Below are 24,270 nucleotides of genomic sequence, written 5' to 3'. Positions count from 1 at the left end.
GTAGATCCGTGCCGCACCGCTCAGCGGAAGACGATGGTGCGCGAGCCGTCCAGCAGGACACGGCGCTGCGCGAACAGCCCCACGGCCTCGCGCAGGGTGCGCACCTCGGTGTCCTGACCGATCGCCATGAGCTCCTGCGGGGAGCGGGTGTGGTCCACGCGGATGACCTCCTGCTCGATGATCGGGCCCTCGTCGAGGTCGTCGGTGACGAAGTGGGCGGTCGCCCCGATCTGCTTCACGCCGCGGGCGTAGGCCTGGCGGTACGGGTTCGCGCCCTTGAACCCGGGCAGGAAGGAGTGGTGGATGTTGATGCAGCGTCCGGAGAGCTCGGCGCTCAGCTCGGGGGAGAGGATCTGCATGTAGCGGGCCAGCACCACGAGCTCGATGTCGTGCTCGACGACCGCCTCGCGCACCCGGTCCTCGAAGGCCGCCTTCTCCTCGGCGGAGGTCACCGGACGGTGCTCGAAGGGGACACCGTGGAACTCGGCGTACCGGGCCGGGGTGTCGTGGTTCGCGATCACGAGCGGCACCTCGATCGGGAGGTTCCCGATCGAGGTCTGGAACAGCAGGTCGTTCAGGCAGTGGGTCGACTTCGAGGTGAGCACGAGGGTGCGCACCGGGCGGCCCACCTCGTCGATCTCCGCCTCGATCCCGAAGCTCTCGATCGGTGCGGCGAGCGCGGCGCGCACCTCGTCCGGCGACGCCGAGGTCAGCACCTCGACACGCATGTAGAAGCGGTGGGAGTCGCCGCTCTCGAACTGGCGGCTCTCGACGATGTTGCCGCCGGCCTCGACGATCGCGCCGGTGATCGCATGCACGATGCCGGGGCGGTCCTCGCACACGAAGGTCATCACGTAGCGGCGGGCAGGGGACGGGGAGGGATGCGCTGAGGTCATGGGGGGAGTGTAGGAGCGCCGCGGGCAGTGCGACACCCGGGTCCGCCACGGCGAGCGGCACCGGGTGGATAGGCTGGTCAGCGCACCGACAAGGACGGGACGGCGAGCATGGCACCAGCAGGCGGGCGGCCGGATCGAGGGTCCCTGGTCGGAGTCCTCGCCGTCCTGGTCACCGCCGTGCTGTGGGGCACCAGCGGCACCGCGGCCACCTTCGCCCCGGCGGTCGGACCGCTCGCGATCGGCGCCTCGGCGCTCGGCATCGGCGGGATCCTGCAGGCGCTGATCGCCCTTCCACAGCTGCGCCGCGAGTGCGCCGCCCTGTCCTCCCACCGGGGTGCGGTGCTCGCCGGAGCGATGGGCGTGGTGATCTATCCGCTGGCGTTCTACAGCTCGATGCACCTGGCGGGCGTCGCCGTCGGCACGGTCGTCTCCCTCGGATCGGCGCCGCTCGCCTCGGGTCTCCTGGAGCGGATCCTCGAGGGGCGCCGGCTCGGCGCCCGGTGGATACTGGCGGCGGGCCTGGGCGTCGCGGGCAGCGCCGTGCTGTGCGCCGCGACGATGCAGGACGCCGCCGCCGACACGCCCGGCGCGCTTGCGGGCGTGGGACTCGGCCTGGTCGCCGGAGCGACCTACGCGCTCTACTCCTGGAGCACGCACCGCCTGATGGGCCGGGGGATCGGTCGCGCCGCGGCGATGGGCTCCGTGTTCGGGCTCGGCGGCCTGGCGCTCCTGCCCGTGCTCGCTCTCACCGGCGCCCCGCTGCTCGCTTCCCCGCAGGCGTTCGCCGTCGACGCCTACATGGCGCTCGTGCCGATGTTCCTCGGCTACGTGCTTTTCGGCCTCGGCCTGACCCGGATCTCCGCGAGCACGGCGACGACCCTCACCCTCGCCGAGCCGGCGGTCGCCGCCGCGCGGGCCGTGATCGTCGTCGAGGAGAGGCTGCCGCTGCTCGGCTGGTTCGGGATCGCCGGGATCGGCCTCTCGCTGGTGATCCTCGCCCTCGCGCCCTCGGGACGGGAGGTCGAGCTTCTGGCGGTGCCGGACGTCGCGGCCGCCCCGTGATCCCCGGCGCCGCGGGGACGGGCCGGGGTCTGACATGACGAAGGCCGCCGACCGGTGTTCCCACTGGTCGGCGGCCTTCTCTCGGTCGGGCTGACAGGATTTGAACCTGCGACCCCTTGACCCCCAGTCAAGTGCGCTACCAAGCTGCGCCACAGCCCGAGACCCTCCGTCACCGGAGGGCCGAGGAATACAGTACCCCGCTCCGAGCGCTGGGGCGAATCGAGAGGGGCGTGACCTGCGGCACCCGTGGCGGAGCGCGGATCCGCGGCGTCCATGGGATAGGCACGCCGGGCGGTGGTCGTCGGGCGCGTCGGCCCCGCCCAGCTCCTACACTCCAGGCATGGCTGAGCGACGGATGCGACGGGGGGAGGAGCGCACGACTCCCCACGGCGAGACCCCGTACTCGCCGACCTCCCTCCTGCGCGCGCTCACCGCCGACCCCTACTCGGTCGACCCGCTGCGGGAGGACGAGCACCCGCTGGAGTCGGCCACGCCGCCCGACAACCGCCGGATGCGCGCCGTCACCCTGCTGCTGGCCGTGCTGCTCGGCTTCGCGGTCGCCGTCTCCGTGGTCGACCTGCGGCAGGAGGCCGCCGGCGCGGACAGCCCCCGCGCCCTGCTCGAGGAGGAGGTGCGCGAGGTGCGCGCCGAGACCGACCTCCTCGAGGATCGCCGCACCCTCCTCGAGCAGCAGATCCTCGAGGCGCAGGAGGAAGTCCTCGACACCGCCGACGGCAGCTCCGCGGAGCGGATCGGCGAGTACGAGCGCGCGGGCTACGGCGTGTCGCTGACCGGCCCGGGCGTGCAGCTGACCCTCGACGACTCCGCCCCGCTGCCCTCCCGCCCCGGCGCGGGCCCGGGCACCGTGAACCGGGTGACCGACGGCGACCTGCAGATCGCCGTGAACGGCCTCTGGGCCGCCGGTGCCGAGGCGATCTCCGTCAACGGCCAGCGCGTCACCGAGACCACCGCGATCCGCACCGCCGGCTCCGCGGTGCTCGTCGACTTCCGCCCCCTCTCCCCGCCCTACGAGATCACCGCGCTCGGCGATCCCGAGCAGCTGCGCACCGGCGTCGAGGAGGCGGAGACGGGCGCGTACCTCTCGGAGATCTCGACCCGCTACGGCATCGGCCTGACCTGGACTGCGGGGGAGGAGCTCTCCACCCCCGCCCGCGCCCAGGGCACCCTGCGCGAGGCCTCCGTGCTCGAGGACCCCGCCGGGTCCGCGCCCGCGGACGTCCGCGACCCGACCCCCGACAGCGCCGCCGAGGGCGGCGAGGACCAGGAGGACACCCCGTGATCGCCATCCTCGGCCTGGTGGTGGGCATCGTGCTGGGCGTCGTCGTCCAGCCCGACGTCCCCGCCGGCCTGCAGCCCTATCTCCCGATCGCCGTGGTGGCGGCGCTAGACACCCTCGCGGGCGGTCTGCGTGCGAGCCTCGACGGCGCCTTCGACGCCCACGTGTTCATCACCTCGTTCCTGTTCAACGTGCTGATCGCCGCGTTCCTGGTGTTCCTCGGGGACCAGCTCGGGGTCGGCTCCCAGCTCTCCACCGCCGTGATCGTCGTGCTCGGCATCCGGATCTTCTCCAACGCGGCCGCGATCCGGCGGCTCCTGTTCCGGTCATGAGCGACGGCACCCGCACCCCGTCCAGCCGGGACCAGCAGCGGATCGTGTGGCACCGGCTGAAGGACACCCTCCGCCCTCAGGCGACCGTCGCCCAGGTGATCGTGGGTCTGCTGTGCCTCCTGCTCGGCGTGTCGATCGCCGCGCAGATGGGTCGCAACGACGAGTCCCTCGAAGGGGCCACGCAGCAGGAGCTGGTGCGCCTGCTGGACGAGTCCGGTCGCCACGCCTCGGACCTCGAGCTCGAGAACGCCGAGCTCGAGCGCACCCTGGAGACCCTCCGCTCGGGACGCGAGGGCGACGTCGCCGCGCAGGACGCTGCCGAGCAGCGGCTCGCCGACCTCGAGATCCTGGCCGGCACCGCCCCCGCCCAGGGACGCGGGATCGTCGTCTCGATCGCGGACCCGGAGCAGGGCGTGCGCGCCTCGACCCTGCTGGGCGTGCTGCAGGAGCTGCGCAACGCCGGCGCCGAGGTGGTGCAGATAGGCGACGTGCGCGTGGTCGCCTCGACCTCGATCACCACCGCGCCCGACGGGGGTCTGCTCGTGGACGGCCGGGCGATCCGTGCGCCCTACACGCTGAAGGCGATCGGCGATCCCGCCGTGATGGAGCCCGCGCTGCGGATCCCCGGCGGCGCGGCCGACTCGGTCTCGGGCGACGGCGGGACGCTCTCCGCGGCCGCCGAGGACGAGGTCCGGATCGAGGCGACCGTGGACCTCAGCGCCCCCGAGCACTCCCGGGTGGTCAAGTGATCGTCAAATCCTGACGTGCTGGAGGGAAGGAACCCCCGGTGGGCGCCATGGGCGTGCGAGAATGGATCAGCGGCGGCCTGCACCGCCACGACGCACGGTCGCAGCAGGCCAGGAAGGGGTGTGAGGTGTCAGGGAACACCGAGTGGAACGACGCCAATCTCGACCACACGTCGAAGCTGAGCGCGATCTCGCCCAGCGACCCCCTCGAGGACGCCGAGCCCGGCCTGTCCTCGCAGGATCGTCGGGCGATCGAGAACCTCCCCCCGCGCAGTGCGCTGCTGATCGTGCGGAAGGGCCCGAACCTCGGCGCCCGCTTCCTGCTGGACTCCGAGACCACGGTCGCGGGGCGCCACCCCAAGAGCGAGATCTTCCTCGACGACGTCACGGTCTCCCGCAAGCATGCTGCCTTCGTGCGTGACGGAGACGGCTTCCTGGTGCGCGACCTCGGCTCGCTCAACGGCACCTACGTGGGCAAGGAGCGCGTCGACGAGGCGCGGCTCCACGCCGGCCAGGACGTGCAGATCGGCAAGTACCGCCTGACGTACCACCCGTTCCCCGGGACGGTCTGACCCGATGCCGGCCGCCGCCTCGCGCAGGCCGGGCTCCACCGCCGCCGCACGCATGAGCATCGGCCAGGTGCTCGAGATGCTGCGGGACGAGTTCCCCGACCTCGCCCACTCCAAGCTCCACTACCTGGAGTCCGAGGGCCTCATCGCGCCCGCACGCACGCCCGCCGGCTATCGCAAGTACAGCCGCGAGGACGTGGACCGACTGCGCTTCGTGCTGCGCGCACAGCGGGACCGGTTCTGGCCGCTGAAGGTCATCAAGGAGCATCTGCTCGAGCACGGCGTCGACTCCGAGGTCACCTCGATCGCCTCCCGGCCCGGCCCCAGCTCTGCCCTCCAGGCGGTGCGTCTGGACCGGCGCGGCCTCGCCCGCGAGGCCGGGGTGGAGGAGGACTTCCTCATCGAGCTGGAGCAGTACGGCTTCCTGACGGACGACGTGCTCTTCTACGGCACCACCGAGCTCGAGATCGTCACCGCCGCCCGCGACCTCGCCGACGAGGGCCTGCACCCGCGCCACCTGGTGATGCTGCGCACCGCCGCCGAGCGGGAGGCGCACATGATCCGCTCCGTGGCCCGGCCCCGCTCTCGGGCCGGGGACGCCGCAGCGCGCGGCGAGGCGGAGGACTTCGCCCGCGACCTCGGCGAGTCGATGATCACCCTGCACGGCGCGATGCTGCGCACGAAGCTGCGGGAGGTCTGAGCGCTCCGGGCTCCCGGCACCTCACTCGTCACCTCTCCGTGACCTTCGCGCGGCGCGTTGGTACCGGAGAGGGGGCGCTTCGCGCTACTCTGGGCAGGCGCTCTCATCCTTCCCCCTCTGAGAGCCGGAACCCGGAGGTAGACGTGAACGCCACCCGAGGCGATGATCGCACTGAGCAGTCCACCGTCCCCGCAGAGCCCGCCCAGGGCGTGCTCTTCGACGACGTGGTGGACACCCCTGGCGAGCTCGGCTATCGCGGCCCCGCCGCGTGCAAGGCCGCCGGCATCACCTATCGCCAGCTGGACTACTGGGCCCGCACCGGTCTGGTCGAGCCCGGCGTGCGCGCGGCCCACGGCTCCGGCAGCCAGCGCCTCTACGGCTTCCGCGACATCCTCGTGCTCAAGGTGGTCAAGCGGCTCCTCGACACGGGCGTGTCCCTCCAGCAGATCCGCATCGCGGTCGCGGCTCTTCGTGAGCGCGGCATCGACGACCTCGCCGGCATCACCCTGATGAGCGACGGCGCCTCCGTCTACGAGTGCACCTCCGCCGAGGACGTCTTCGACCTGGTCCAGGGCGGCCAGGGCGTGTTCGGAATCGCCGTCGGCCGCGTGTGGCGCGAGGTCGAGAACGATCTCGCCGTGCTGCCCGGCGTCGACCCGGCCGATGACGCGGCGCTCGCCCTCCAGGACGAGCTCGCGGCGCGTCGCCGCTCCCGCCAGGCCGGCTGAGCGCCGCCCGCACCACCACCGACGAGAACGGCGGGACCCTCGGGGAAGGGGGCCCGCCGTTCTCTCGTGCGGAGATCGTGTCCGTCCTGCGGTGATCGCGCTGGTGCTGCGCGGCGCCGAGGTCACGGGCGGGCCCGAGGAGCCCGGCGAGGGCGACGGGCTCCGCGGCCGCGCAGTCCCTGCGCAGGTTTGGGGCCTGCGCGGGGGAGGGGTGCTCAGGAGTTCTGGCGCGAGTCCATCACGGTGCGCAGCAGCGCGTCGAAGTCCTCGGTGAGGCGCGCGCCGGAGGCGCCCTCGTAGCGGTGCAGCGGAACCGCACCGCCCTGCGCCTGCTGCAGGCCCACCCGCTCCTCGATGACCGGGTCCAGGACCGAGTCGCCGAAGAGGTCGCGCAGCTCGGCCAGACGGTACTGGTGCTCGACCGAGCGCGGACGGTAGCGGTTCACCACGAGGCCCAGGGGCTGCAGCCGCGGGGCGATGCCCTCCTCGTGCATCTCGGCGGCGAGCTTGAGCGCGCGGTCCGCGGCGGTGACCGCGAAGAAGCCCGGCTCGGCCACCACGAGGGAGCGGTCCGAGGCGGCCAGCGCCATCTGCGTGAGCCCGTTGAGGGAGGGCGGACAGTCGATGATGACCAGGTCGTACTGGTGGGTGCGCTTGTCCAGCGCCTGGTGCAGTCGACCCACGTCCTTCTGGTTCAGCGCGGGGGAGTCCATCACCGCCGAGCGGCTGGTGCCCGGGATGATGTCGAGATGGGAGGCGGCGTCCTTCGACCACGGCGTGGGGATGATCGCGCGATCGATCGTCTCCGTGCGCGGGGAGGAGAGCACCTCGGCGATGTCGAGCGTGGAGGCCGGCTCCCCCAGCAGGCCCAGCGTCGAGTCGCCCTGGGGGTCGAGATCGATGACGAGCGCGTTCACCCCCTGGTGCAGGGCGGCAGAGGCCAGGCCCAGGGTCACGGACGTCTTGCCGACGCCGCCCTTCAGGGAACACACACTCACGATGAACACTCCCGCAGTCTACCGACCCGGGCAGGCTCCTCGGTGCCGCGACGAGCGGTAACCTGCCGTGGCCACCCGCACCCCGCCCCTCGGAGGGACCCCGATGACGCAGCTGACCCACGACCTCGTGCTCGAGGTGCTCGAGGGATGTGCCGCGAGCGCCCTGGCCGAGGCCCGCGAGCTCGGTGCCGTAAGCACCGTCTCCGCGACGGAGCTGACGCTGCGCACCGACGATCTCGACGCCGTCCGCTCCCTGCGCCGCGTCGTGGCCGCCTCGACCTCGCTCACGGTCCCCGCGCGCCGCCCCCGGGAGCTGCTGGAGACCTCCGTGCAGCAGCGGCTCGCCGAGCTGATCGAGGACCTGCGCCGGCAGCGACCCCGCCAGGTGTTCCACGGGCTGCGCCTGGAGGCGGCGGGTGCCGGGACGGCGGAGATGCGACGTCTGGCCGCCGCCCTCGCCGAGCTCGCCGATCTCCCGGTCGACGACGCCGACGGGGACCTCGTGGCCCGGGTGCGCCGCGGCGCCTCGCCCGGGACCTGGCAGGTGCTGCTGCGCACCACGCCGCGCCCGCTGGCGACCCGGGCATGGCGCGAGGTCGACTACCCCGGCGCCGTCAACGCCACCATCGCCGCGACCGTGCTCGACCTCCTGGACGTCTGCGCGGAGGACTCGCTGCTGGACATGACCTGCGGTTCGGGCACCTTCCTCGTTGAGCAGCTGCACCGGGCGGTCCCGGCCCGCGCCGTCGGCGTCGACCCCGATCCGGCGGCGCTGGACGCGGCGCGCCGCCATCAGCGCGCGGCGCGGCGCAGAGGCCGCGTCGACTGGGTCGCGGGCGATGTGCTGACCGCGGAGCTCGAGGGAGGCTTCACGCGTCTGGTCACCAACCCGCCCTGGGGCACCCTCCACGGCGAGCACGAGAGCAACGAGGACCTCCTCGCGGCGCTGCTCGAGCGGGCCGCCGAGCTCGCCGCTCCCGGGGCGCGCCTGGGCGTGCTCACCCACGAGATCACCCGCATGCAGCGCGTCCTCGAGCAGCGCGCCGCGGGCTGGCGGCGGGTCGGGGAGCACCGCTTCTTCCAGAAGGGTCACCACCCGCGGCTGTTCCTGCTCGAGCGCTGAGCCGGTCGGCGTCGCGGGAGCGCTCAGAGTCCGCGGCGCCCCGCGGCCAGCGCCCGCCTGCCGGCGGAGTCCCCGTGGATCCGCACTCGCGCGACCTCGTCGCGGCCCGTCACCCACAGCAGCAGCTCGAGCGGCTCGCCGTGCACGCGCAGGCTCCCCTCGGCGCCGCGGGAGCGCAGCCGCCGCCCGCCCAGCGGGGAGACGAGCGTGACGTCTGCCGGGATCCGCATCGCCAGCGGCGCCATCAGGCCCACGGCCCGCCACGCCGCCCGGTCCCGCTCCGCATCCGGACGGCGCGGCTCCCAGCCGGGCCGGCCTCGGCGCAGGTCCTCGTGGTGGATGAGCAGCTCGGCCTGGCCGCTCAGCCGGTCCATCCGTCCTGCGAAGGAGAGCGGGCCGGGGCCGCTCCGGAAGTCCTCGACCCGCTGCGTCCACGGGCGATCCCGCCGGCTCTCCCGCGCCTCGCGGGCTCGTCGGCCGAGCGGCCCGGGCAGGCGCGGCCCGACGATCAGGTGCGGGGCGGACTCCCGCAGCACGAGGTGCTCCAGGAGGTCCTCCGCGTCCCAGCCGGGCAGGATCGTCGGCGCCGCGGGGCCGAGCGCGGCGAAGCTCGCCGCGAGGGCCTCGCGCTCATCGCTCTCGCGGTCTTCGCCGGCGCGTTCCCCGGCGCTGCGCACGCGGCTCATGCCTGGTTGCTGAAGGCCGCGTCGAACGACTGCTCCGAGACCGGGTAATCCAGGCTGCGCAGCATCTCGAGCGCCTCCTTCGCGCCGTGGAGGCGGTCCATCCCGGCGTCCTCCCACTCGATGGAGATCGGGCCCTGGTAGCCGATCGAGCGCAGCGCCCGGAACGCCGCGTCCCACGGCACGTCCCCGCGGCCGAAGGAGACGAAGTCCCAGCCGCGCCGCGGATCGCCCCACGGCAGGTGCGAGCCGAGACGGGTGTTGCGCCCGGTGGTGCGCACCCTGATGTCCTTGCAGTCCACGTGGTAGATCCGGTCGGCGAAGTCGGTGATGAAGGAGACCGGGTCGATCTCCTGCCACATGAAGTGGGAGGGGTCCCAGTTCAGGCCGAAGGACTCCCGGTGCCCGATCGCCTCGAGGGTCCGCTTCGTGGTCCAGTAGTCGTAGGCGATCTCGGAGGGATGGACCTCGTGCGCGAAGCGCACGCCGCACTCCTCGAAGACGTCGAGGATCGGGTTCCAGCGGTCGGCGAAGTCCTGGTAGCCCTCGTCGATGACGTCCTGGCCGACGGGCGGGAACATCGCCACGTACTTCCAGATCTTCGAGCCGGTGAATCCGACGACCGTGTCCACGCCGAGCTTCTGTGCGAGGCGGGCGGTGTTCTTCATGTCCTCGGCGGCGCGCTGCCGCACGCCCTCCGGATCGCCGTCGCCCCACACGGCGGGGCCGACGATCGCCTGGTGGCGGAAGTCGATCGGGTCGTCGCAGATCGCCTGGCCCTTGAGGTGGTTGGAGATCGTCCAGACCTTCAGCCCGTGCTTCTCCAGGATCCCGAGCCGCTCGGCGATGTAGGCCTCGTCGTCCCAGCGGCTCGCGTCGAGGTGCTCGCCGGAGACGGCGATCTCGAGACCGTCATAGCCCCAGCCGGCCGCGAGCTCCGCGACCTCCTCGAGGGTGAGATCGGCCCACTGGCCGGTGAACAGGGTGTGGGGGTGCGCCATGGCGGCGTGGCTCCTTCTCGTCGGTGAGGGTGGCGTGCGAGGGGTCAGAGGCGGACGGTCGCGCCGTCGGCCCGGTGGGAGGCGATGACGGCGTCGAGGATCCGCTGGAGGGCGAGCCCGTCCTCGAAGTCGGGGGAGTAGGCGGCGGGGTCGCGGTCCCGGACGGCCAGCAGCAGGTCGCGGGCCTGGTTCGTGAAGGCGTTCTCCCAGCCCAGGATGTGGCCCTGCGGCCACCAGCCCTCGAGATAGGGGTGCTCGGGCTCGGTGACGAGCACCCGGGTGAAGCCCTGCTCCGTCACCGGCGCGGTGGCGTCGAGGAACCACAGCTCGTCCAGGCGCTCGAGGTCGAAGCGCAGCGCGCCCTTCGTTCCGTACACCTCCAGCGCGAGCTCGTTCTTCGCACCGGTGGCCATGCGGCTGGCCTCCACGGACGCGATCGCCCCGCCGTCGAGCTCGAGGGTGGCCCAGGCGGCGTCGTCGACGGTGACGGGCTCGGGGCCGTCGGGGCCGGGCCGCTCGGGGACCATCGTCGCGAGCCGGCCGCGCACGGCGGTGACCTGCTGCCCGGTGACGTACTGGATCTGGTCGATCGCATGGGAGCCGATGTCGCCGAGCGCGCCGGAGCCCGCGGTCTCCTTCCTCAGCCGCCAGGTCATCCCGGCCTCGGCGTCCACGAGCCAGTCCTGCAGGTAGGAGGCGCGGATCTGGCGGATCTCGCCGAGCCGACCGGCGGCGACGAGGTCGCGGGCGTGGGCGAGGGCGGGCACGCGACGGTAGGTGTGGCCGAGGGCGGCGATCTGTCCGCGCTCGCGCGCGGTGCGGGCGGCCTCGACCATGCGCTCCGCCTCGGCCGGGTCGTTCGCGAGCGGCTTCTCGCACAGCACGTGCTTGCCGGCCTCGAGCGCTGCGATCGCGATCTCGGCGTGGAGGAAGCCGGGGGTGCAGATGTCGACGATGTCGACGTCGTCCCTCGAGATCGCCTCGCGCCAGTCGGTGGCGTGCTCCTCCCAGTCCAACCGGCGCGCCGCCTCCGCGACGGCCTGCTCGTCTCGTCCCACGATCACGCGTCGCGCGATCGGCGGCACGTCGAAGGCGGCGCCGACGGTGCGCCAGGCCTGGGAGTGGGCGCGGCCCATGAAGGCGTAGCCGATCAGGGCGACGCCGAGCGGACGGGCGGGGGACGTGGGCACGGGGGCTCCTTCGGACGACGGGTCGTGGCCGGGCGGGCGGCTGCCCGCGAGGGCGCGGCGTGCTCGGCGGGGCCGCGGGGCCCGGGTCGATGGCGTCCCGGCCGTGCGGCGCTCCGGCGCCGATGACGCACCGCTGACCACCCTATGTCGCTGATCACGTCCGGGCAAAGGCGTCGGCCGCCCGCCGGACATCCGGCGATGCCGGAGACTGGGGGCATGGAACGTCATGTGCGCGCGTGGATGAGGGCCGAGGTCCAGGAGGGGACGGACGTCGCGCTGCTCGTCGCGGTGTCGGACGCCCCGGTCGCGGAGGAGTCCCTGAGCGTGCGCGCGGGCGGGGTCGAGCATCCGGTGACGGAGACCCGGGATCGATTCGGCAGCCGCCTGCACGTCCTGCACGGCCTGCCCGGTGGGGAGGTGGAGATCGTCTATGACGCGCGCGGTGTGAGGGAGGCGCCCGCGCCGCGGGTCCTCGAGGCGGATTCGGTGCTGCACCTGCGCCCCTCCCGCTACTGCGAGGTCGACGAGTTCACACGCAGCGCCCAGGAGATCGTGGGCGAGCGGGAGGGGATCGAGGCCCTCGACGCGGTCGTGGACTGGGTGCACGGCCACCTGGACTACGTTCCCGGGTCGAGCACGATCACGGACTCGGCGCGCAGCACCTTCGTCGCCCGGCGCGGAGTGTGCCGGGACTTCGCCCATCTCACTGCGACGCTGCTGCGCGCGGCGGGCATCCCGGCGCGCTGCGCCTCGGTCTATGCGCCGGGTCTGAGCCCGATGGACTTCCACCTCGTGGTCGAGGCGCTGGTGGAGGGGGAGTGGCTGGTGGTGGACGCGACGCATCTCGCGCCGCGCGCCTCCATGGTGCGCATCGCCACGGGTCAGGACGCCGCGGACACGGCCTTCATGACCACACTCGCCGGGGACGTCGCGCTCACCGGCATCCAGGTCACCGCCGTCGTCGATCCGGAGCTGCCGCGGGAGCGGCCGGGGGAGCGGCGAGCGCTGCGCTGAGCGCGGCGCCCGCCGCCGCGCCGCTCAGGCCTGCGGCGTCTCGGGGCCGGAGGGATCCTCGGGATCCGTCGGCCCCTCGAGCCCTGTCGGCCCTTCGGAGCCGGTGCTCCCCTCGGCGCCGGTCGGGCCCTCTTCGCCCGTCGGTCCTGTGGAGCCCACGCCGCCCGTCGGCCCGGTGGAGCCGTCGGGCGACTGCCCGGTGGAGCCCTCGGGCGCCTGCCCGTCCTCGTCCTCGAAGCTCGCCAGGTACTCCTCGACCTCGGCGGCGATGTCCTCGGCGCTCGGCACGACGGAGCCGACCCCGGAGGTGATCATCCGGTCGTAGCGCTGCTCGAACCCGTCGACCATCTCCTGCAGCTGGGGCTGGGCCTCGATCTGGGCGGCGATGGCCTCGCGCACGGGGCCCGCCTGGGCCTCGAGCGCTCCGGCACCGATCTGCGGCCCCTTCTCCTCGCCGACTGCGGTCAGCAGCGCGATCGCGGCGTCGGGGAAGGACATCTCGTGGAGGTACTGGGGCACGTGCGCGGTCAGGCCCACCACGTCGTGCCCGCCCTCGGCCAGACGCATCGTCAGCAGCGCCGTGAACGGGGCACGGAGACGGAAGGTGCCCGGCATGGTGCGGCGCACCGCGATCGACTCCGGGTCGCCGGCGAAGCGGGTCACGGGCAGCTCCCGGGTGTGGGGGACCGGGGCGGGGAAGCCCTGCAGCAGCAGGGTCCGCTCGATCCCGAGCTGCTCGACCACGATCCGCAGCGCGCTCGCGACGCGCTCCCACTGGAAGGACGGCTCCGGCCCGGTGAGCAGGAAGAAGGGCTGCCCCTGCTCGTCGGTCACCTCGTGCAGCAGGATCTCGGGCTTCTCGTAGTCGTCGAAGTGATCCAGCTGCAGCGTGACCTCGGGGCGGCGCCCGGCGTAGTCGTGGACCTGGTCCATGTCCAGCCGTCCCACGACACGGCTGGAGAGGGTGTTGAGCAGGTGGTCGTCCAGGAGCCGCTGCGCATCGCCCGCATCGGTGAAGGCGCCGAGGGTGACCAGCAGCGTGCTGCCGTGGAGGGCGCGCGAGTCGACATGGCGCTCGTAGCTGAACAGGGTCGTCGGATCCATCATGACCTCCAGGGCGACAGGACGGCCTCGGCGGGCCGCGGGTGGGTGACCTCCTGGTCAACGGTCCCTCCGTCGGAACTATTCCGCCCTCGGCGCAGATGGGCCGGAGTTGGTGCACCTCACAGCAGCATCAGGGACGTGTCCACGGCGAGCCGCGCCGCGAGCGCCCCGGTCACCACCAGGAACACGATCCGCACGAAGCGCGATCCCAGGCGCAGCGCGAGCCTCGCGCCGAGGAAGCCGCCGCTGAGGTTCGCCAGCGCCAGCACGCCGCCCAGCAGCCACCACACCTGGCCCTGGAGCCCGAAGACCAGCAGCGCCCCGACGTTGGTGGTGAGGTTCGCGAGCTTCGCGTGGACGCTCGCCTCGAGGAAGCCGTAGCCCAGCAGGGAGACCATCAGGATGATGAAGAAGCTGCCTGTGCCGGGGCCGAGGATCCCGTCGTACACGCCGACGCCCGCCCCGATCCCGCTCGCGCGCAGCAGATGGGAGCGTCCCTGGTGGCGCGGGGCGTGCTCGAGCCCCATCGACGGCTTGAGCAGGGTGTACGCGCCGACGGCGAGCAGGGCGACCAGCACGATCGGGGTCAGCCACGGCTTGGGGATCAGGCTCGCCATCGCCGCCCCGGCCGCGCTGCCGCCCAGCGCGCACACCACCAGCGGCCCCGCGGTCGCGGCGACCGGGGTGATCCGTCGGACGTAGGTCCAGGAGGACACGGCCGTCCCCGCGGCGGAGGCGATCTTGTTCGTGCCGAGCACGGCGCCGCTGGAGGCGTCGGACGGCATGGCGGTCAGCAGCGCGGGCAGCTGGATCAGCCCGCCGCCGCCGACGACCGCATCCACCCAGCCGGCCACGAAGGCGGCCCCGATGAGCAGGACGAGGGTCAGGGCGGAGAGCTGGGTGAGCTCGGCGAGCAGAGGCACCGCCCCAGTGAACCACCGCCTCGGCCCGGCGTGCCGGGCTGACACACTGGGGCCATGCGCGCGCTCATCTGGGACCTCGGCGGCACGCTCGTGGACACCTATCCGGACGTCGACCGGGCGCTCGCCGAGGCGCTGAGTGCTCAACCGGACCGGGAGCTGCTGCACGAGGTCGCGGTGCTGACCCGGCGCTCCAGCTCCGAGGCGATCACCGCGCTCGCCGCCCGCCATGAGGTGCCCGAAGCACGCCTGCGCGCCGCCTACGAGGCGACGAAGGAGCAGTGGGCGCGCAGGCCGCCGCCGCTGAAGGACGGCGCCCGGGAGGTGCTGGCGGCCGTGCGCGAGCGTGGCGGGCTGAACCTCGTGGCCACCCATCGTGATCGCGCGAGCGCCGCCGCCCTGCTCGCCGCGCACGGCCTCGAGGTCGATGACATGGTGTGCGCGCCCGACGGCCACCCCCGCAAGCCCGCCCCCGAGATGGTGCTCGTCCTGCTGGCCCGGCACGAGCTGACGGCGGGGGAGTGCCTCGCGGTGGGGGACCGGCCGGCCGACGTCGAGGCCGCTCGGGCCGCCGGGGTCGAGGGCGTGCTGCTGGAGACCCCCGGGATCCCGCTCGAGGTGCCGGGGGCGCGCCGCATCCACTCGCTGCGCGACCTGATCCTGATGCTCTGACCGTTGCGACCCGGGCAGGCCCCGTGGTCACTCACGGCCCAGGGGTCGCCGCGCGCGCCGATCGCGTCGTCCGTCTCGACGACGGACGGAACGCGAGCATCACTCCGATGGTGCCCCCTGCTGCACCGCCGGGTCCAGCCGGTAGTGACCGCTCGCCGCATCGTGCTGGAAGAGGCTGATCAGGGCCGCCAGCGCGAGGGCGATCCCGCTCATCTCCAGCAGCTCCTCGAGCATCGTGCCGTAGATGTAGCGGTTGTCCACGATCCAGTCCGATGCCGCCAGATGGCGGCCGTTGAGGCTCTCCACCCCGATCGCACCGACCAGGAACAGCGCCCCGCCCAGCAGTATCCCGATCAGCGCCCGACGGGGGAGGGAGCGAACCAGGCGCAGCAGGAGCAGCCCGATCACCAGCGCGATCGGCGCCCCGACGAGGACCCAGGTGAAGCCGATGTCGAAGGGCAGCAGCGCGGCGAGCCGGTCCCCGGGCACGTCGAAGCGCTCATGGATCTCGAGGTACTCGTCGACCGAGGCGAACAGCGCCACCACCGCCAGAAGCCACCAGGAGCGACGGAAGGCGGGCCTGGCCAGGGCGAGCATCGCCGCGAGCCCGCCCAGCAGCAGCCAGAGGCCGGAGTTGTACCAGGTCGCCATGTTGTACTCGCGGCCCACGTCGAAGTACCAGAACACGGTGTGGAAGTTCTGCGAGGTGACGCCGGTGGTGCGCTGATGGGCCAGCAGCGTCACGAGCGCCACGAGGATGATCACCACCGCCACGGCGATCAGGCGGACGGCGATGCGGGGGAGGGAGAGCGGGCGGAAATCGGCCTCGTCGGGAGTCGCGGCGTCGGTGGCGCGCTCGTCCGCGGTGCGCTCGGCGGCGGGGTCGGTCATATCCGACACTCTATGAACTTACGATGAGATGTCTGTGAACCCTGGATGTGGACGCTCTCACGCGTGTCGCGGCGCGTCGGGGGACTACGTTGGAGACATGGCGATCATCTACCAGGCAGAGCTCAGCCCGACGAAGCCCGAGGTGCTGCGAGAACTGCTCACCTCCCGCCCCTGGGGCGAGGACGGGGAGCTCGAGGTGCTCGGCGCGTACCGCTTCGACGACCCGACCGGCGAGGTCGGCGTGGAGTGCCATCTCGTGCGTGTGGGGGAGAGCATCTACCACCTGCCCCTGACCTACCGGGGCGCGCCGCTCGAGGACCCCGCGGCGCAGCCGGTGACCACGATGGACCACTCGGTGCTGGGGACCCGCTACGTCTACGACGGCCTCGAGGACGAGCTCGCGATCGAATGCTTCGCCCGGGCGCTCGCCGGCGAGCAGCAGCAGGCGGTGCAGGAGATCTTCGCGCCCGACGGCACCCCCGAGGGGACCCGCCCGCAGGCGGTGGAGCTGACGCTCGAGGTCGACGAGGGCGAGGTCGCGCCGACCCTCGAGGAGCTGCTCGACGGCGACGAAACGTTCACGATCGCGCGCACGGTCGACGGGCTCGACGGCGCGGTGCGGCTCGTCGCCGCCTGGGACGGCGGACGCGGGGTCGTCGCGGCCTGCTGAGCGGGTCGACGCCCCTCAACCTCCACTCCCCGTCGGGGAGGGCTGCCCGCCGAGACGTGCGGTGACCTGTGCGGCGGCTTCGATCACGGCATCGCGCAGCACACGGTGGCTCCCCGTGTGCTGGACTCGGGAGCGCGGTGCGCTCGCGGTGATGCATCCGACGAGCTCGCCGCGATAGTCGTGGACAGGGGCGGAGACGCCGTACTCGTCCATCGTCGTCTCTCCGTCGTTCACGGCCACGCCCTGCTCGCGGACGCGGGCGAGCTCCTCGTGCACGGGGTCCTCGGGACCCAAGTAGTCCTGCAGGCCGAAGCCGTGCCGTGCGAACAGCTGATCGGCCTCTTCGGGGCTGAGCGGCGCGAGGAAGACCCGCACGGACGAGCTGGCGAGCCGCGTGTAACGGGTGCCGATCGAGGCGCTGTGCTTGACCTGGTGCGGGCTCGCGTACTGCTCGACGACGATGGCCTCCGTGCTGTTCCAGACAGCGAGGGCCGAGGTCTCCTGCGTCTGCTGCGTCATGGCCTCGAGGTGCGGGGCAGCCGCGCGGCGGATGTCGAGCTCCGCGAGCAGCGGACCGGCCAGGCCGATCATCCCCAGTCCGAGGCGGTACCTGCCGGAGGACTCATCCCGCTGGACGTATCCGCCCTCTGCGAGCCCGGCCAGCATGCGGGAGACGGTGCTCTTGTGCAGGTTGACGATCTCCGCGATCTCGGTGACACCGAGCAGCGATCGATCCGAGGCGGAGAATGCCTCGAGCACCAGGAACCCGTTGAGCAGCGACGCGGCCGCCCCCTGCTTCTCGTTGTTCTCCCTCTCGCCCACCATCGAAAGCCCCTCCGAACTCGTCGTCGCACTGCGCCCGGTCGGGCGCCTCGAAAGTGTAGAGCGCACGGACGGACGGTGAGACCGAGGACCGGGCGGTCCTCGGGCCCACTCTTCGCCAGGGCGCCGTGTCGGCTCAGGCGGGGTCCGCGGGTGCCGCGACCTCGGGCTGAGGATCCGAGAGGGTCTTGGGGACCGTCTCCTCGAACTGCGGAAGAGCCTCGAGGTAGCGCACGACGTCGTCGGTGGACTCCACATCGCCGAACTTGTTGTCGATGTCGTAGAGGTTCCACTGCACGACGCCCGGCACGCGATCACCGATCGTCTCGCGAGGGATGATCGGTCGGAAGCCCTTGGCCAGGGCGTCCTCGACCGTGTGGCGCACACAGCCGGCGGCCGTCGCTCCTGTGACGATCAGGGTGTCGATGCGGTTGGAGGTCAGGAACAGCTCGAGGTTGGTGCCCGGGAAGGCCGAGGCGCGGTTCTTCTCGATGACGACCTCGCCCTCGGCGGGGGCGATGCGGTCGTCGATCTGCGCCCAGTAAGAATCGGCGGGGAGGGTCTCCGTGGGGATCTTCGAGTACCACAGGCCCATGTCGTTGGTGCCCGAGGAGGCATCGCGGTTCTTGTAGACGTTGGTGGTGTAGAAGACCGGGACACCCTTCGCACGGGCGGCCTCGTTGATGCGCTGGACGTTCGGGATGATCGTGTCCATACCGGCGCAGGTGAAGGGGTGACCGGGGCGGGTCCAGGCATTCGCCAGGTCGATGTGGATCACGGCGGGGCGGTTGCCGTAGCCGACGCGGCGCTTGAAGCCGCGCTCGTTGTAGATGCCGACGCCGGCCTCGAAAGCCTCCTCCAGCACGGCGGCGAGGCGGGTCTCGATGTCGTTCGCGGTCTCGATCGTGTCGGTCATGGGAGTCTCCAACTCTTCTGCGAAATGGTTGTCTGCTCAGCAACGGCGTTGCTGGTGTAAGTACTGTAGCTCAGGTCACGTCCAAGAACCAGGGGGCTCCCTGCGGTGTCGGGATAGTGGATCAGTCGGTGCGGACCGCACGCGGATCTACATTGCGGGCACCCAGAATGACCAGGCCAGACAGCAGGATCGGCGCACAGCCCCACGCCATCACCGAGGAGCCCCAGCCGCTGCCCGAGGCGAGTGCCGCGGTCACGCCGATGCCGGCGATGAGGGCGCCGAGCTGCCCGCTGGCATTGATGATCGATCCGCCGGTGGCCCTGGTGTGGGCCGGGAAGCTCTCGCCGTTGAAGAACAGGAGCGCTGCGAAGGGCCCGATGAGGAAGAAGAGCCCCGAGCTGTAGAGCGCGATGATCAGTCCGAAGCTGCCCTGTGGTGCGAGCACCAGCGCGAGGAACGAGAGGCCCGAGAGGATCCAGCCCAGTGCGATCGTGTTGCGCCGGCCGATGCGATCTCCCAGCCAGCCGTGGAACAGATAGCCCAGGAACGCGGTCCCGTTGGAGACGACGAGGATCCCGAGCGCGTTGGTGAACGGAACGTCCTTGCCATCGGGAGCTGTGAGATACGACGTCCCCAGCATCACGAAGCACAGAACCCCGAACCAGCTCAGCATGAAGGCGATCGAGATGATGAGCGTAGGGCGAAGGGAAGCTCCCTTGAACGCGGCCGCCAGCGGCGTGGACTGCTCGGCGAGGTCGATGCCGGACTCTCGGGCGAGCTCGAACGCCTCGGCCTCGTGACCGTCCTTCAGCAGACGGTCCGCCTCGCGCCGCAGCACGAACTGCGGGGTCTCCTTGAGCTTCTTCGCCGCGAGCAGGACGAAGACGGCCGGGAACATCGCGACCACGAACGGGAGCTCCCAGCCGCCGATCGGGAACAGCACGTACACCGACGCCGCGGCGAGCACCGATCCGACGGGCCAGCCTGACTGCACCAGAGAGTAGATGAATCCGCGCCGCTTCGCCCGTCTCGCGTCGGTGTGGGTCTGAGCGAAGAGCTCGTTGAGGTAGGTGGCATTGATCGCCTGCTCGGCATAGCCCAGCCCTGCCATCGAACGAACCATCACGAGCACGATCACTCCGAGGCCGCCCACGACTCCGGCGATCAGGCCCGCGACTGCGGTCAGGCCGGATGCGAGGGCGGCGCCGGCTACAGCCAGGACGATTCCCTTGCGGCGTCCGAAGCGGTCCACGATCGGCCCGATGCCGAAGGCCACCAGTGCCGTGCCGGCGGTGACGGCAGTGTTGATGCCGGTGCTCTGCGCGGAGCTCCAGCCGAGGTCGGCGGCCATCTCCGGCAGCAAATTCCCGAACAGCACGAAGTCGTAGACGGCGAATGTCCAGGCCAGGAAGCACAGGACGAGGGCCCAGTTGAGGTCCTTGCGGGTGATCGACGGTGCTTCGGCGAGGGCCGCTGCCACGAGGCGGCTGTCGGCGGCGGGTTCGGGGCGGGTGATATCAGGAGCGTCTCCGGCCAGGGCGGCGGAAGTGCTGGCGTCGTCGGTGGGGGTGTTCATGTCGGTTCCCTCTCGCGGGTCCGGTGATCTCTGCGGGATGCGGCGGCGTTCGGAGCGCGGAGTCAGCGAACGCGACCAGGTGCTCGACCGACGGGGCCGCTAGGAGATGACCGGGTCGGGGAGGAGTGGGAGCGCGGTGGTGCGAGACAGCGGTGAAACGGGGAAGCAGTGAAGCGGGTGGTGCAAGGGAAGAGCTGCAGGGCCGCAGCGCTGCAGGACGCGATGGGCGTGGAGCGGAGCTGTCCGCTCCGGGCCTGAGGAGGCAGGTACGCCAGGACCCGGCGTCGCCGTGGACGGCGCCGGGTCCTGACCTGCCGGTGTGCGATGCGGGCGGTGCCGACGAAGGTCGCCGGTGGGCGAGCCGTTCGGTCGGCGTTAGCCGTGCGTGAGGATCAGACGTTGGCGGGAGCGAGCGCCTGCTCCGCCGGATCCTCCGAACCGGTCGTCTCGGAGTCGCTGGTGCGAGCGGCCCGCAGCGCAGCGGTGGCCGCGCCGTCGAGCACGAGCTCGCCCTGCTCCTCCTCGAGGACCACGCCGTAGTCGTCCTTTGCGGCCTCGCGGGTGGTGAAGCCGTCGAGGACGTCCTCGAGCACCTTCTCCGGTGCCCGCCTGAGCGGATCGCCGAAGCCGCCTCCCGAGGGGACCGTGATCGTCAGCGAGTCACCGGCCGAGATCTTGAAGCCCGTGACCTTCGAGGGCCAGTTCTCCTCGCCCTCCCGGCCCTTGTTCTTCACGATCGAAGCGTTCAGTCCGTCGTGGCCGCCGAAGATGCCCCATGGGACGTCCGAGTCATGGCGCTCTCCCTCACAGGTGACCACCGTGTCGGTGAGGAAGGTGTTCTCCCGGACGATGCCGATGCCGCCCCGGTGCTCGCCGGCCGCGGCAGGCTCCTCGCGCAGCTCGTAGCGGTCGGTCCGCATCGGGAACCGCCACTCGAGCTCCTCGATGGGGTTGTTGCGGGTGTTGGCGATGAGGTTGTCGGTCGAGTCGGGACCGTCCGAGTGGGCCCGGCCGCCGTAGGATCCCTCATTGACCTCGAGGTAGACCCAGTACTCGCCCTCGTTCTCGTCCCAGCCCGCGTAGGACATGAAGTGGATGTGGGCGGAGTTGCCGGCCGTAACCCGCTCGGGGATCTGGGGCGCTAGCGCCCTCAGGGCCAGGTCCACGGCGCGCTGCACCTGCGAGAAGCGGGAGAACGTCGCAGCGGGGTACGTCGGATTGAAGATCGTGCCCTCGGGAGCGATGACCTTCAGCGGCTTCAGCATGCCCTCGTTCTGCGGGACGTGGACCGGGAAGGCCACCTCGTCGAGGAACATCATTCGAGTGATGAAGGTGAAGGCCGAGACCGTCGTCCCCTCGAATGCGCAGTTGTAGGCGGTGGGCACTTGGGGTGAGGACCCGGTGAGGTCGTACGTGATCTCGTCGCCCTCGACGATGACCTTCACCGCGATCGGCAGCTTCTCCCCGTAGTTCCGCCCGTCGTCGTCCAGGTATCCGACCTCGGTCTCGTAGACGCCATCGGGGATCTTCGCGATCTCCTGACGCAGCATGCGCTCGGAGTAGTCGATCCACGACTGCCCGGCCTCACGCACCGCCGGATAGCCGTAGCGCTCGACCAGCGCGAGGTAGCGGGAGCGTGCGAGCTCACAGGCGGCGATCATCGCCTGGAAGTCACCGAGGTTCGAGGTGGGGGTGCGGGAGTTGTTCAGGATGTGCCGGATCAGAGACTCCTGGCGCACGCCCTTCTCGTAGATCTTCACAGCCCGGAAGATCTGGCCCTCGGACTGCATGTCCTGGATGTCGACCATCAGTCCGGAGAACGCGCCGCCGTTGTCGATCAGCTGACCGGAGGCGCCGGCGAAGCCGACGAGCTCGCCGTCGTGGAAGATCGGCTGGATCACGGCGACGTCGGGGGAGTGGGTCGCACCGAGATAGGGGTCGTTGTGCAGGATGACGTCGCCCTCGTGGATGTCGTCGCCGAGCACGGAGATGACGCCCTTGACGATCTTCGGCATGGAGCCCATGAACATCGGGGTCGAATCGGACTCGGCCAGGACGTTGCCGTCCCTGTCGAACAGGCCAGCGCCGAGGTCCTCGGACTCGCGGATGATCGAGGAGTAGGCCATGCGGAACAGGACCGAGGCCATCTCCTTCGCCGCCGAGCTCAGGGCGCCTCCGATGACGCGCATGAGGATCGGGGTGGCGAGCTTTACATCCGCAGCCTGGATTGCAGGGCAGGTGATGACGATGTTGCCGGCCTCGTCGACGACGCCGGTGAACTCCGGCGGCACCACGACGGTCGAGTCGTACTGCTCGATGATGATCGGGCCCTCGAACTCGGTTCCGCACGCGAGCCCCGCTCGATCGTAGAAGCCGGTGGCGAAAGTCTTGGGCTTGCCGTCCACGCTGAAGGTGACGTCACGGGTCTCGATGAGCGCGCCCTCGAGGTCACCGCCCTGGGGAGGCTGTGCAGGGGGCAGGTCGTCCATCACGCCGATCGCCTCGACGCGGATCGTGATCAGCTCGACCTCTCCGTCGGCGAACCGATGGCCGTACTCGGCGAAATGCGCCTCGTGGAAGGCCTCCTCCGCCGCCTTCAGCCAGGCCTCGTCGACCGGTCCCTCGGGGACGTCGAAACGGATCTCGTAGCCCTGACCCGCGTAGCGGGCGTCGGCCTTCCAATCGATCCTGCGACGCTCGGGCGGGACCTCCTCGGCGTCGAGCTGGGCGACGGCCCGCGCCTCGAGCGCCTCGTAGGCCTTCTGGACCCTCTCGGGCTCCGGCTCCGCGAAGCGCATCCGCAGGGTCGACATGAACTCGTACTCCTCGTCGGTCGCGAGGAGGCCGATGCCGGCGATGATGCCCGGGTGTGCGGGGACGAGGACGTGGGGGACCTCGAGCTCCGAAGCGATCTCGCAGGCGAACAGTGCCCCTGCACCGCCCTCGGCGACCAGGGTGAAGTCTCGCGGGTCGTAGCCTCGGCGCACCGAGTTCTGCTCGATGGCCTGGGTCATCCCGAACTTCTGAATCTGCAGCGCACCGAGCGCCGCCTCGTCGATGCTCATGTCCAGCTCATCGGCCAGGCCCTGCATCGCCCGCCGGGCCGCCTCGATGTCCATGTCCAGGTCCGAGCCGGCCAAGATCCGATCGGGCCGCATGCGGCCGAGCAGCACCTGGGCGTCGGTCGAGGTGGGTTCGGTGCCGCCGCGGCCGTAGCAGACGGGACCGGGCACGGCTCCGGCAGACTGCGGGCCGACCCTGAAGACGCCGCCCTGGTCCACGTAGGCGATCGAGCCGCCGCCCGCACCGATGGTGTCGACGTCGACCATGGGGACCATGGCCTGGTAATCACCGATCTTCGTGTCCAGCAGATGGCGCATCCGCAGCTCGCCCTGGTGCGCCACACCGATATCCGCCGAGGTGCCGCCGATGTCGAGGGTGATGACGTTGTCGAAGCCGGACTGCTTCCCGGCCCATACGCCGCCGATGAGGCCGCCGACGGGGCCGGACATCATCAGGGTCACGGGCAGCTTCGCGGCCTCGGCGATCGGGACCATGCCGCCGGAGGACTGCATCAGCAGGATCTCGCGCTTGTAGCCGAGACCGGTGGCCGCTTCCTGGAGCCGACGGAGATAGCGGGAGACCTTCGGACCGACGTAGGCGTTCAGCGCGGTGGTGGAGAAGCGCTCGTACTCGCGATAGAGCGGGACGACCTCGCTGGAGAGGGAGAGGTACGCCTCGGGGAACTCCTCCTGAACAATCTCGCCGATGCGTCGCTCGTGCGAGTCGTTGAGATAGCTGTGCAGCAGGCACACGGCGATCGCCTCGACACCGGCCGCCTTCAGCTCGCGGACGCGCTCGCGGACCTCGCCCTCGTCGAGTTCGACGAGGACTTCGCCGTGAGGCGCGGTGACGCGCTCCCGCACGGTCAGCCGATGGCGCCGCTTGACCAGGGGGTGGGTCTGCCAGGGGAGATCCTGCTGGAGCGAGAAGTTGTGCGGCTTCTTGTGGCGGGCGATGTGGAGGATGTCGCGGAAGCCCTCGGTCGTGATCATGCCGACCTCGGCGCCCGTATGGGTGAGGGCGGTGTTCGTCGCGACAGTGGTGCCGTGGACGAGCTGGTCGATCTCGGAGAGCGGGACGCCTGCCTTCTCCGAGAGCTTCTCGAGGCCGTTGATGACGGCCTCGGACGGATCGTGCGGCGTGGACGGGACCTTCTCGACCACGGCAGTGCGGTTCTCATCGTCAGAGAAGTAGAGATCTGTGAACGTTCCGCCGACATCGACGCCGATGCGCTTCATGGTGGGATCCTTCCCGGGGAGATCTGTGGGCAGCACTCCACGAACGTGACCTGCGCCAT

The 24,270-nt window shown here is 71.3% G+C and carries 23 protein-coding genes and 1 tRNA gene; 11 read left to right on the top strand and 13 right to left on the bottom strand.

Going from position 1 to position 24,270, the window contains the following annotated elements:
• Window positions 1–20 precede the first annotated feature (20 nt).
• Window positions 21–896: a formyltetrahydrofolate deformylase gene (locus A4A78_RS16010; protein WP_062950957.1), complete on the bottom strand. Its 876-nt coding sequence runs from the start codon at window positions 894–896 to the stop codon at window positions 21–23.
• Window positions 897–1,004: 108 nt separating this feature from the next.
• Here A4A78_RS16010 and A4A78_RS16005 point away from each other — a divergent pair, with 108 nt between their 5' ends.
• On the top strand, window positions 1,005–1,958 hold the full coding sequence (locus tag A4A78_RS16005; RefSeq protein ID WP_062950955.1) for a DMT family transporter: 954 nt from the start codon (window positions 1,005–1,007) through the stop codon (window positions 1,956–1,958).
• A gap of 85 nt (window positions 1,959–2,043) precedes the next feature.
• Here A4A78_RS16005 and A4A78_RS16000 read toward each other — a convergent pair.
• Window positions 2,044–2,117, bottom strand: a tRNA-Pro gene (locus A4A78_RS16000).
• Window positions 2,118–2,298: 181 nt separating this feature from the next.
• Here A4A78_RS16000 and A4A78_RS15995 point away from each other — a divergent pair.
• The 6 genes from A4A78_RS15995 to A4A78_RS15970 all read left to right on the top strand — a co-directional run bounded on the left by A4A78_RS15995 (window position 2,299) and on the right by A4A78_RS15970 (window position 6,330).
• Window positions 2,299–3,258 carry a DUF881 domain-containing protein gene (locus A4A78_RS15995; RefSeq protein WP_156488644.1) on the top strand — a complete coding sequence of 320 codons (960 nt, stop codon included), beginning with the start codon at window positions 2,299–2,301 and terminating at the stop codon, window positions 3,256–3,258.
• Window positions 3,255–3,587: a small basic family protein gene (locus A4A78_RS15990; RefSeq protein ID WP_010551520.1), complete on the top strand. Its 333-nt coding sequence runs from the start codon at window positions 3,255–3,257 to the stop codon at window positions 3,585–3,587. Before A4A78_RS15995 ends, A4A78_RS15990 begins: the two co-directional genes overlap by 4 nt.
• Window positions 3,584–4,336: a DUF881 domain-containing protein gene (locus tag A4A78_RS15985; RefSeq protein WP_010551521.1), complete on the top strand. Its 753-nt coding sequence runs from the start codon at window positions 3,584–3,586 to the stop codon at window positions 4,334–4,336. Before A4A78_RS15990 ends, A4A78_RS15985 begins: the two co-directional genes overlap by 4 nt.
• A gap of 125 nt (window positions 4,337–4,461) precedes the next feature.
• Window positions 4,462–4,905, top strand: coding sequence for an FHA domain-containing protein (locus tag A4A78_RS15980; RefSeq protein ID WP_062951306.1), 444 nt, complete (start codon window positions 4,462–4,464; stop codon window positions 4,903–4,905).
• Window positions 4,906–4,909: 4 nt separating this feature from the next.
• A complete protein-coding gene (locus tag A4A78_RS15975; protein ID WP_062950952.1) occupies window positions 4,910–5,602 on the top strand; it encodes a MerR family transcriptional regulator in 693 nt (230 codons plus the stop codon).
• 143 nt (window positions 5,603–5,745) lie between these two features.
• A complete protein-coding gene (locus tag A4A78_RS15970; RefSeq protein ID WP_010551524.1) occupies window positions 5,746–6,330 on the top strand; it encodes a MerR family transcriptional regulator in 585 nt (194 codons plus the stop codon).
• 215 nt (window positions 6,331–6,545) lie between these two features.
• Here the strand turns inward: A4A78_RS15970 and A4A78_RS15965 are convergent, their stop codons facing one another.
• The gene (locus tag A4A78_RS15965; protein WP_010551525.1) at window positions 6,546–7,337 is read right to left on the bottom strand and encodes a ParA family protein; all 792 of its coding nucleotides are present in this window, start codon (window positions 7,335–7,337) and stop codon (window positions 6,546–6,548) included.
• Window positions 7,338–7,431: 94 nt separating this feature from the next.
• Between A4A78_RS15965 and A4A78_RS15960 the strand changes: the two genes are divergently transcribed.
• The gene (locus A4A78_RS15960) at window positions 7,432–8,451 is read left to right on the top strand and encodes a methyltransferase (protein ID WP_062951304.1); all 1,020 of its coding nucleotides are present in this window, start codon (window positions 7,432–7,434) and stop codon (window positions 8,449–8,451) included.
• Window positions 8,452–8,474: 23 nt separating this feature from the next.
• On the opposite strand, the gene A4A78_RS15955 is transcribed toward A4A78_RS15960, so the two are convergent.
• The 3 genes from A4A78_RS15955 to A4A78_RS15945 are packed head-to-tail and all read right to left on the bottom strand — an operon-like array spanning window position 8,475 to window position 11,325.
• A complete protein-coding gene (locus A4A78_RS15955) occupies window positions 8,475–9,137 on the bottom strand; it encodes a TIGR03085 family metal-binding protein (protein ID WP_062950950.1) in 663 nt (220 codons plus the stop codon).
• Window positions 9,134–10,135: a sugar phosphate isomerase/epimerase gene (locus tag A4A78_RS15950; protein WP_062950948.1), complete on the bottom strand. Its 1,002-nt coding sequence runs from the start codon at window positions 10,133–10,135 to the stop codon at window positions 9,134–9,136. The genes A4A78_RS15955 and A4A78_RS15950 overlap by 4 nt, the downstream gene beginning before the upstream one ends.
• Window positions 10,136–10,179: 44 nt before the next feature.
• Entirely contained in the window at window positions 10,180–11,325 is a 1,146-nt protein-coding gene (locus A4A78_RS15945) for a Gfo/Idh/MocA family protein (RefSeq protein ID WP_082835380.1), read from the bottom strand.
• Between the two features lie 216 nt (window positions 11,326–11,541).
• On the opposite strand from A4A78_RS15945, the gene A4A78_RS15940 reads away from it, so the two are divergent.
• Window positions 11,542–12,339, top strand: coding sequence for a transglutaminase family protein (locus tag A4A78_RS15940; RefSeq protein ID WP_231881074.1), 798 nt, complete (start codon window positions 11,542–11,544; stop codon window positions 12,337–12,339).
• Between the two features lie 24 nt (window positions 12,340–12,363).
• Here A4A78_RS15940 and A4A78_RS18215 read toward each other — a convergent pair whose 3' ends face one another.
• Both A4A78_RS18215 and A4A78_RS15930 read right to left on the bottom strand, forming a co-directional pair.
• On the bottom strand, window positions 12,364–13,446 hold the full coding sequence (locus A4A78_RS18215; protein ID WP_304438558.1) for a PAC2 family protein: 1,083 nt from the start codon (window positions 13,444–13,446) through the stop codon (window positions 12,364–12,366).
• Between the two features lie 116 nt (window positions 13,447–13,562).
• Window positions 13,563–14,366: a TSUP family transporter gene (locus A4A78_RS15930; protein WP_062950944.1), complete on the bottom strand. Its 804-nt coding sequence runs from the start codon at window positions 14,364–14,366 to the stop codon at window positions 13,563–13,565.
• Window positions 14,367–14,420: 54 nt separating this feature from the next.
• Here A4A78_RS15930 and A4A78_RS15925 point away from each other — a divergent pair, with 54 nt between their 5' ends.
• Window positions 14,421–15,035, top strand: a complete 615-nt coding sequence (locus tag A4A78_RS15925) for an HAD-IA family hydrolase (protein ID WP_062950942.1) — start codon at window positions 14,421–14,423, stop codon at window positions 15,033–15,035.
• 99 nt (window positions 15,036–15,134) lie between these two features.
• Here the strand turns inward: A4A78_RS15925 and A4A78_RS15920 are convergent, their stop codons facing one another.
• Window positions 15,135–15,926 carry a hypothetical protein gene (locus tag A4A78_RS15920; RefSeq protein WP_062950938.1) on the bottom strand — a complete coding sequence of 264 codons (792 nt, stop codon included), beginning with the start codon at window positions 15,924–15,926 and terminating at the stop codon, window positions 15,135–15,137.
• Window positions 15,927–16,023: 97 nt separating this feature from the next.
• Between A4A78_RS15920 and A4A78_RS15915 the strand changes: the two genes are divergently transcribed.
• On the top strand, window positions 16,024–16,596 hold the full coding sequence (locus A4A78_RS15915; protein ID WP_062950937.1) for a hypothetical protein: 573 nt from the start codon (window positions 16,024–16,026) through the stop codon (window positions 16,594–16,596).
• A gap of 15 nt (window positions 16,597–16,611) precedes the next feature.
• On the opposite strand, the gene A4A78_RS15910 is transcribed toward A4A78_RS15915, so the two are convergent.
• From A4A78_RS15910 to A4A78_RS17625, 4 genes are all read right to left on the bottom strand, one after another.
• Window positions 16,612–17,421, bottom strand: a complete 810-nt coding sequence (locus A4A78_RS15910) for an IclR family transcriptional regulator (protein ID WP_062950935.1) — start codon at window positions 17,419–17,421, stop codon at window positions 16,612–16,614.
• A gap of 133 nt (window positions 17,422–17,554) precedes the next feature.
• Complete coding sequence (locus A4A78_RS15905; RefSeq protein ID WP_062950934.1) at window positions 17,555–18,334, bottom strand: N-carbamoylsarcosine amidohydrolase; 780 nt, start codon at window positions 18,332–18,334, stop codon at window positions 17,555–17,557.
• Between the two features lie 121 nt (window positions 18,335–18,455).
• Window positions 18,456–19,910 (bottom strand): MFS transporter, encoded by a 1,455-nt coding sequence (locus A4A78_RS15900; RefSeq protein WP_062950932.1) that lies wholly within the window; start codon window positions 19,908–19,910, stop codon window positions 18,456–18,458.
• Between the two features lie 392 nt (window positions 19,911–20,302).
• Window positions 20,303–24,211, bottom strand: coding sequence for a hydantoinase B/oxoprolinase family protein (locus A4A78_RS17625; RefSeq protein ID WP_082835378.1), 3,909 nt, complete (start codon window positions 24,209–24,211; stop codon window positions 20,303–20,305).
• Window positions 24,212–24,270: the final 59 nt, after the last annotated feature.

The organism is Brachybacterium sp. sponge (genome assembly GCF_001613775.1).
GTDB classification, from domain to species: domain Bacteria; phylum Actinomycetota; class Actinomycetes; order Actinomycetales; family Dermabacteraceae; genus Brachybacterium; species Brachybacterium conglomeratum.
Note: the sequence above shows the minus strand (reverse complement) of the source record. Positions and strands in the feature narration are given on the sequence as shown.

What these genes read in the sequence shown, in the direction of transcription:
- A4A78_RS16010 (WP_062950957.1), bottom strand. Translation starts at nt 896, where the DNA reads ATGACCTCAGCGCATCCCTCCCCGTCCCCTGCCCGCCGCTACGTGATG.
- A4A78_RS16005 (WP_062950955.1), top strand. Translation starts at nt 1,005, where the DNA reads ATGGCACCAGCAGGCGGGCGGCCGGATCGAGGGTCCCTGGTCGGAGTC.
- A4A78_RS15995 (WP_156488644.1), top strand. Translation starts at nt 2,299, where the DNA reads ATGGCTGAGCGACGGATGCGACGGGGGGAGGAGCGCACGACTCCCCAC.
- A4A78_RS15985 (WP_010551521.1), top strand. Translation starts at nt 3,584, where the DNA reads ATGAGCGACGGCACCCGCACCCCGTCCAGCCGGGACCAGCAGCGGATC.
- A4A78_RS15975 (WP_062950952.1), top strand. Translation starts at nt 4,910, where the DNA reads ATGCCGGCCGCCGCCTCGCGCAGGCCGGGCTCCACCGCCGCCGCACGC.
- A4A78_RS15960 (WP_062951304.1), top strand. Translation starts at nt 7,432, where the DNA reads ATGACGCAGCTGACCCACGACCTCGTGCTCGAGGTGCTCGAGGGATGT.
- A4A78_RS15955 (WP_062950950.1), bottom strand. Translation starts at nt 9,137, where the DNA reads ATGAGCCGCGTGCGCAGCGCCGGGGAACGCGCCGGCGAAGACCGCGAG.
- A4A78_RS15950 (WP_062950948.1), bottom strand. Translation starts at nt 10,135, where the DNA reads ATGGCGCACCCCCACACCCTGTTCACCGGCCAGTGGGCCGATCTCACC.
- A4A78_RS15940 (WP_231881074.1), top strand. Translation starts at nt 11,542, where the DNA reads ATGGAACGTCATGTGCGCGCGTGGATGAGGGCCGAGGTCCAGGAGGGG.
- A4A78_RS18215 (WP_304438558.1), bottom strand. Translation starts at nt 13,446, where the DNA reads ATGATGGATCCGACGACCCTGTTCAGCTACGAGCGCCATGTCGACTCG.
- A4A78_RS15925 (WP_062950942.1), top strand. Translation starts at nt 14,421, where the DNA reads ATGCGCGCGCTCATCTGGGACCTCGGCGGCACGCTCGTGGACACCTAT.
- A4A78_RS15920 (WP_062950938.1), bottom strand. Translation starts at nt 15,926, where the DNA reads ATGACCGACCCCGCCGCCGAGCGCACCGCGGACGAGCGCGCCACCGAC.
- A4A78_RS15915 (WP_062950937.1), top strand. Translation starts at nt 16,024, where the DNA reads ATGGCGATCATCTACCAGGCAGAGCTCAGCCCGACGAAGCCCGAGGTG.
- A4A78_RS15910 (WP_062950935.1), bottom strand. Translation starts at nt 17,421, where the DNA reads ATGGTGGGCGAGAGGGAGAACAACGAGAAGCAGGGGGCGGCCGCGTCG.
- A4A78_RS15905 (WP_062950934.1), bottom strand. Translation starts at nt 18,334, where the DNA reads ATGACCGACACGATCGAGACCGCGAACGACATCGAGACCCGCCTCGCC.
- A4A78_RS15900 (WP_062950932.1), bottom strand. Translation starts at nt 19,910, where the DNA reads ATGAACACCCCCACCGACGACGCCAGCACTTCCGCCGCCCTGGCCGGA.
- A4A78_RS17625 (WP_082835378.1), bottom strand. Translation starts at nt 24,211, where the DNA reads ATGAAGCGCATCGGCGTCGATGTCGGCGGAACGTTCACAGATCTCTAC.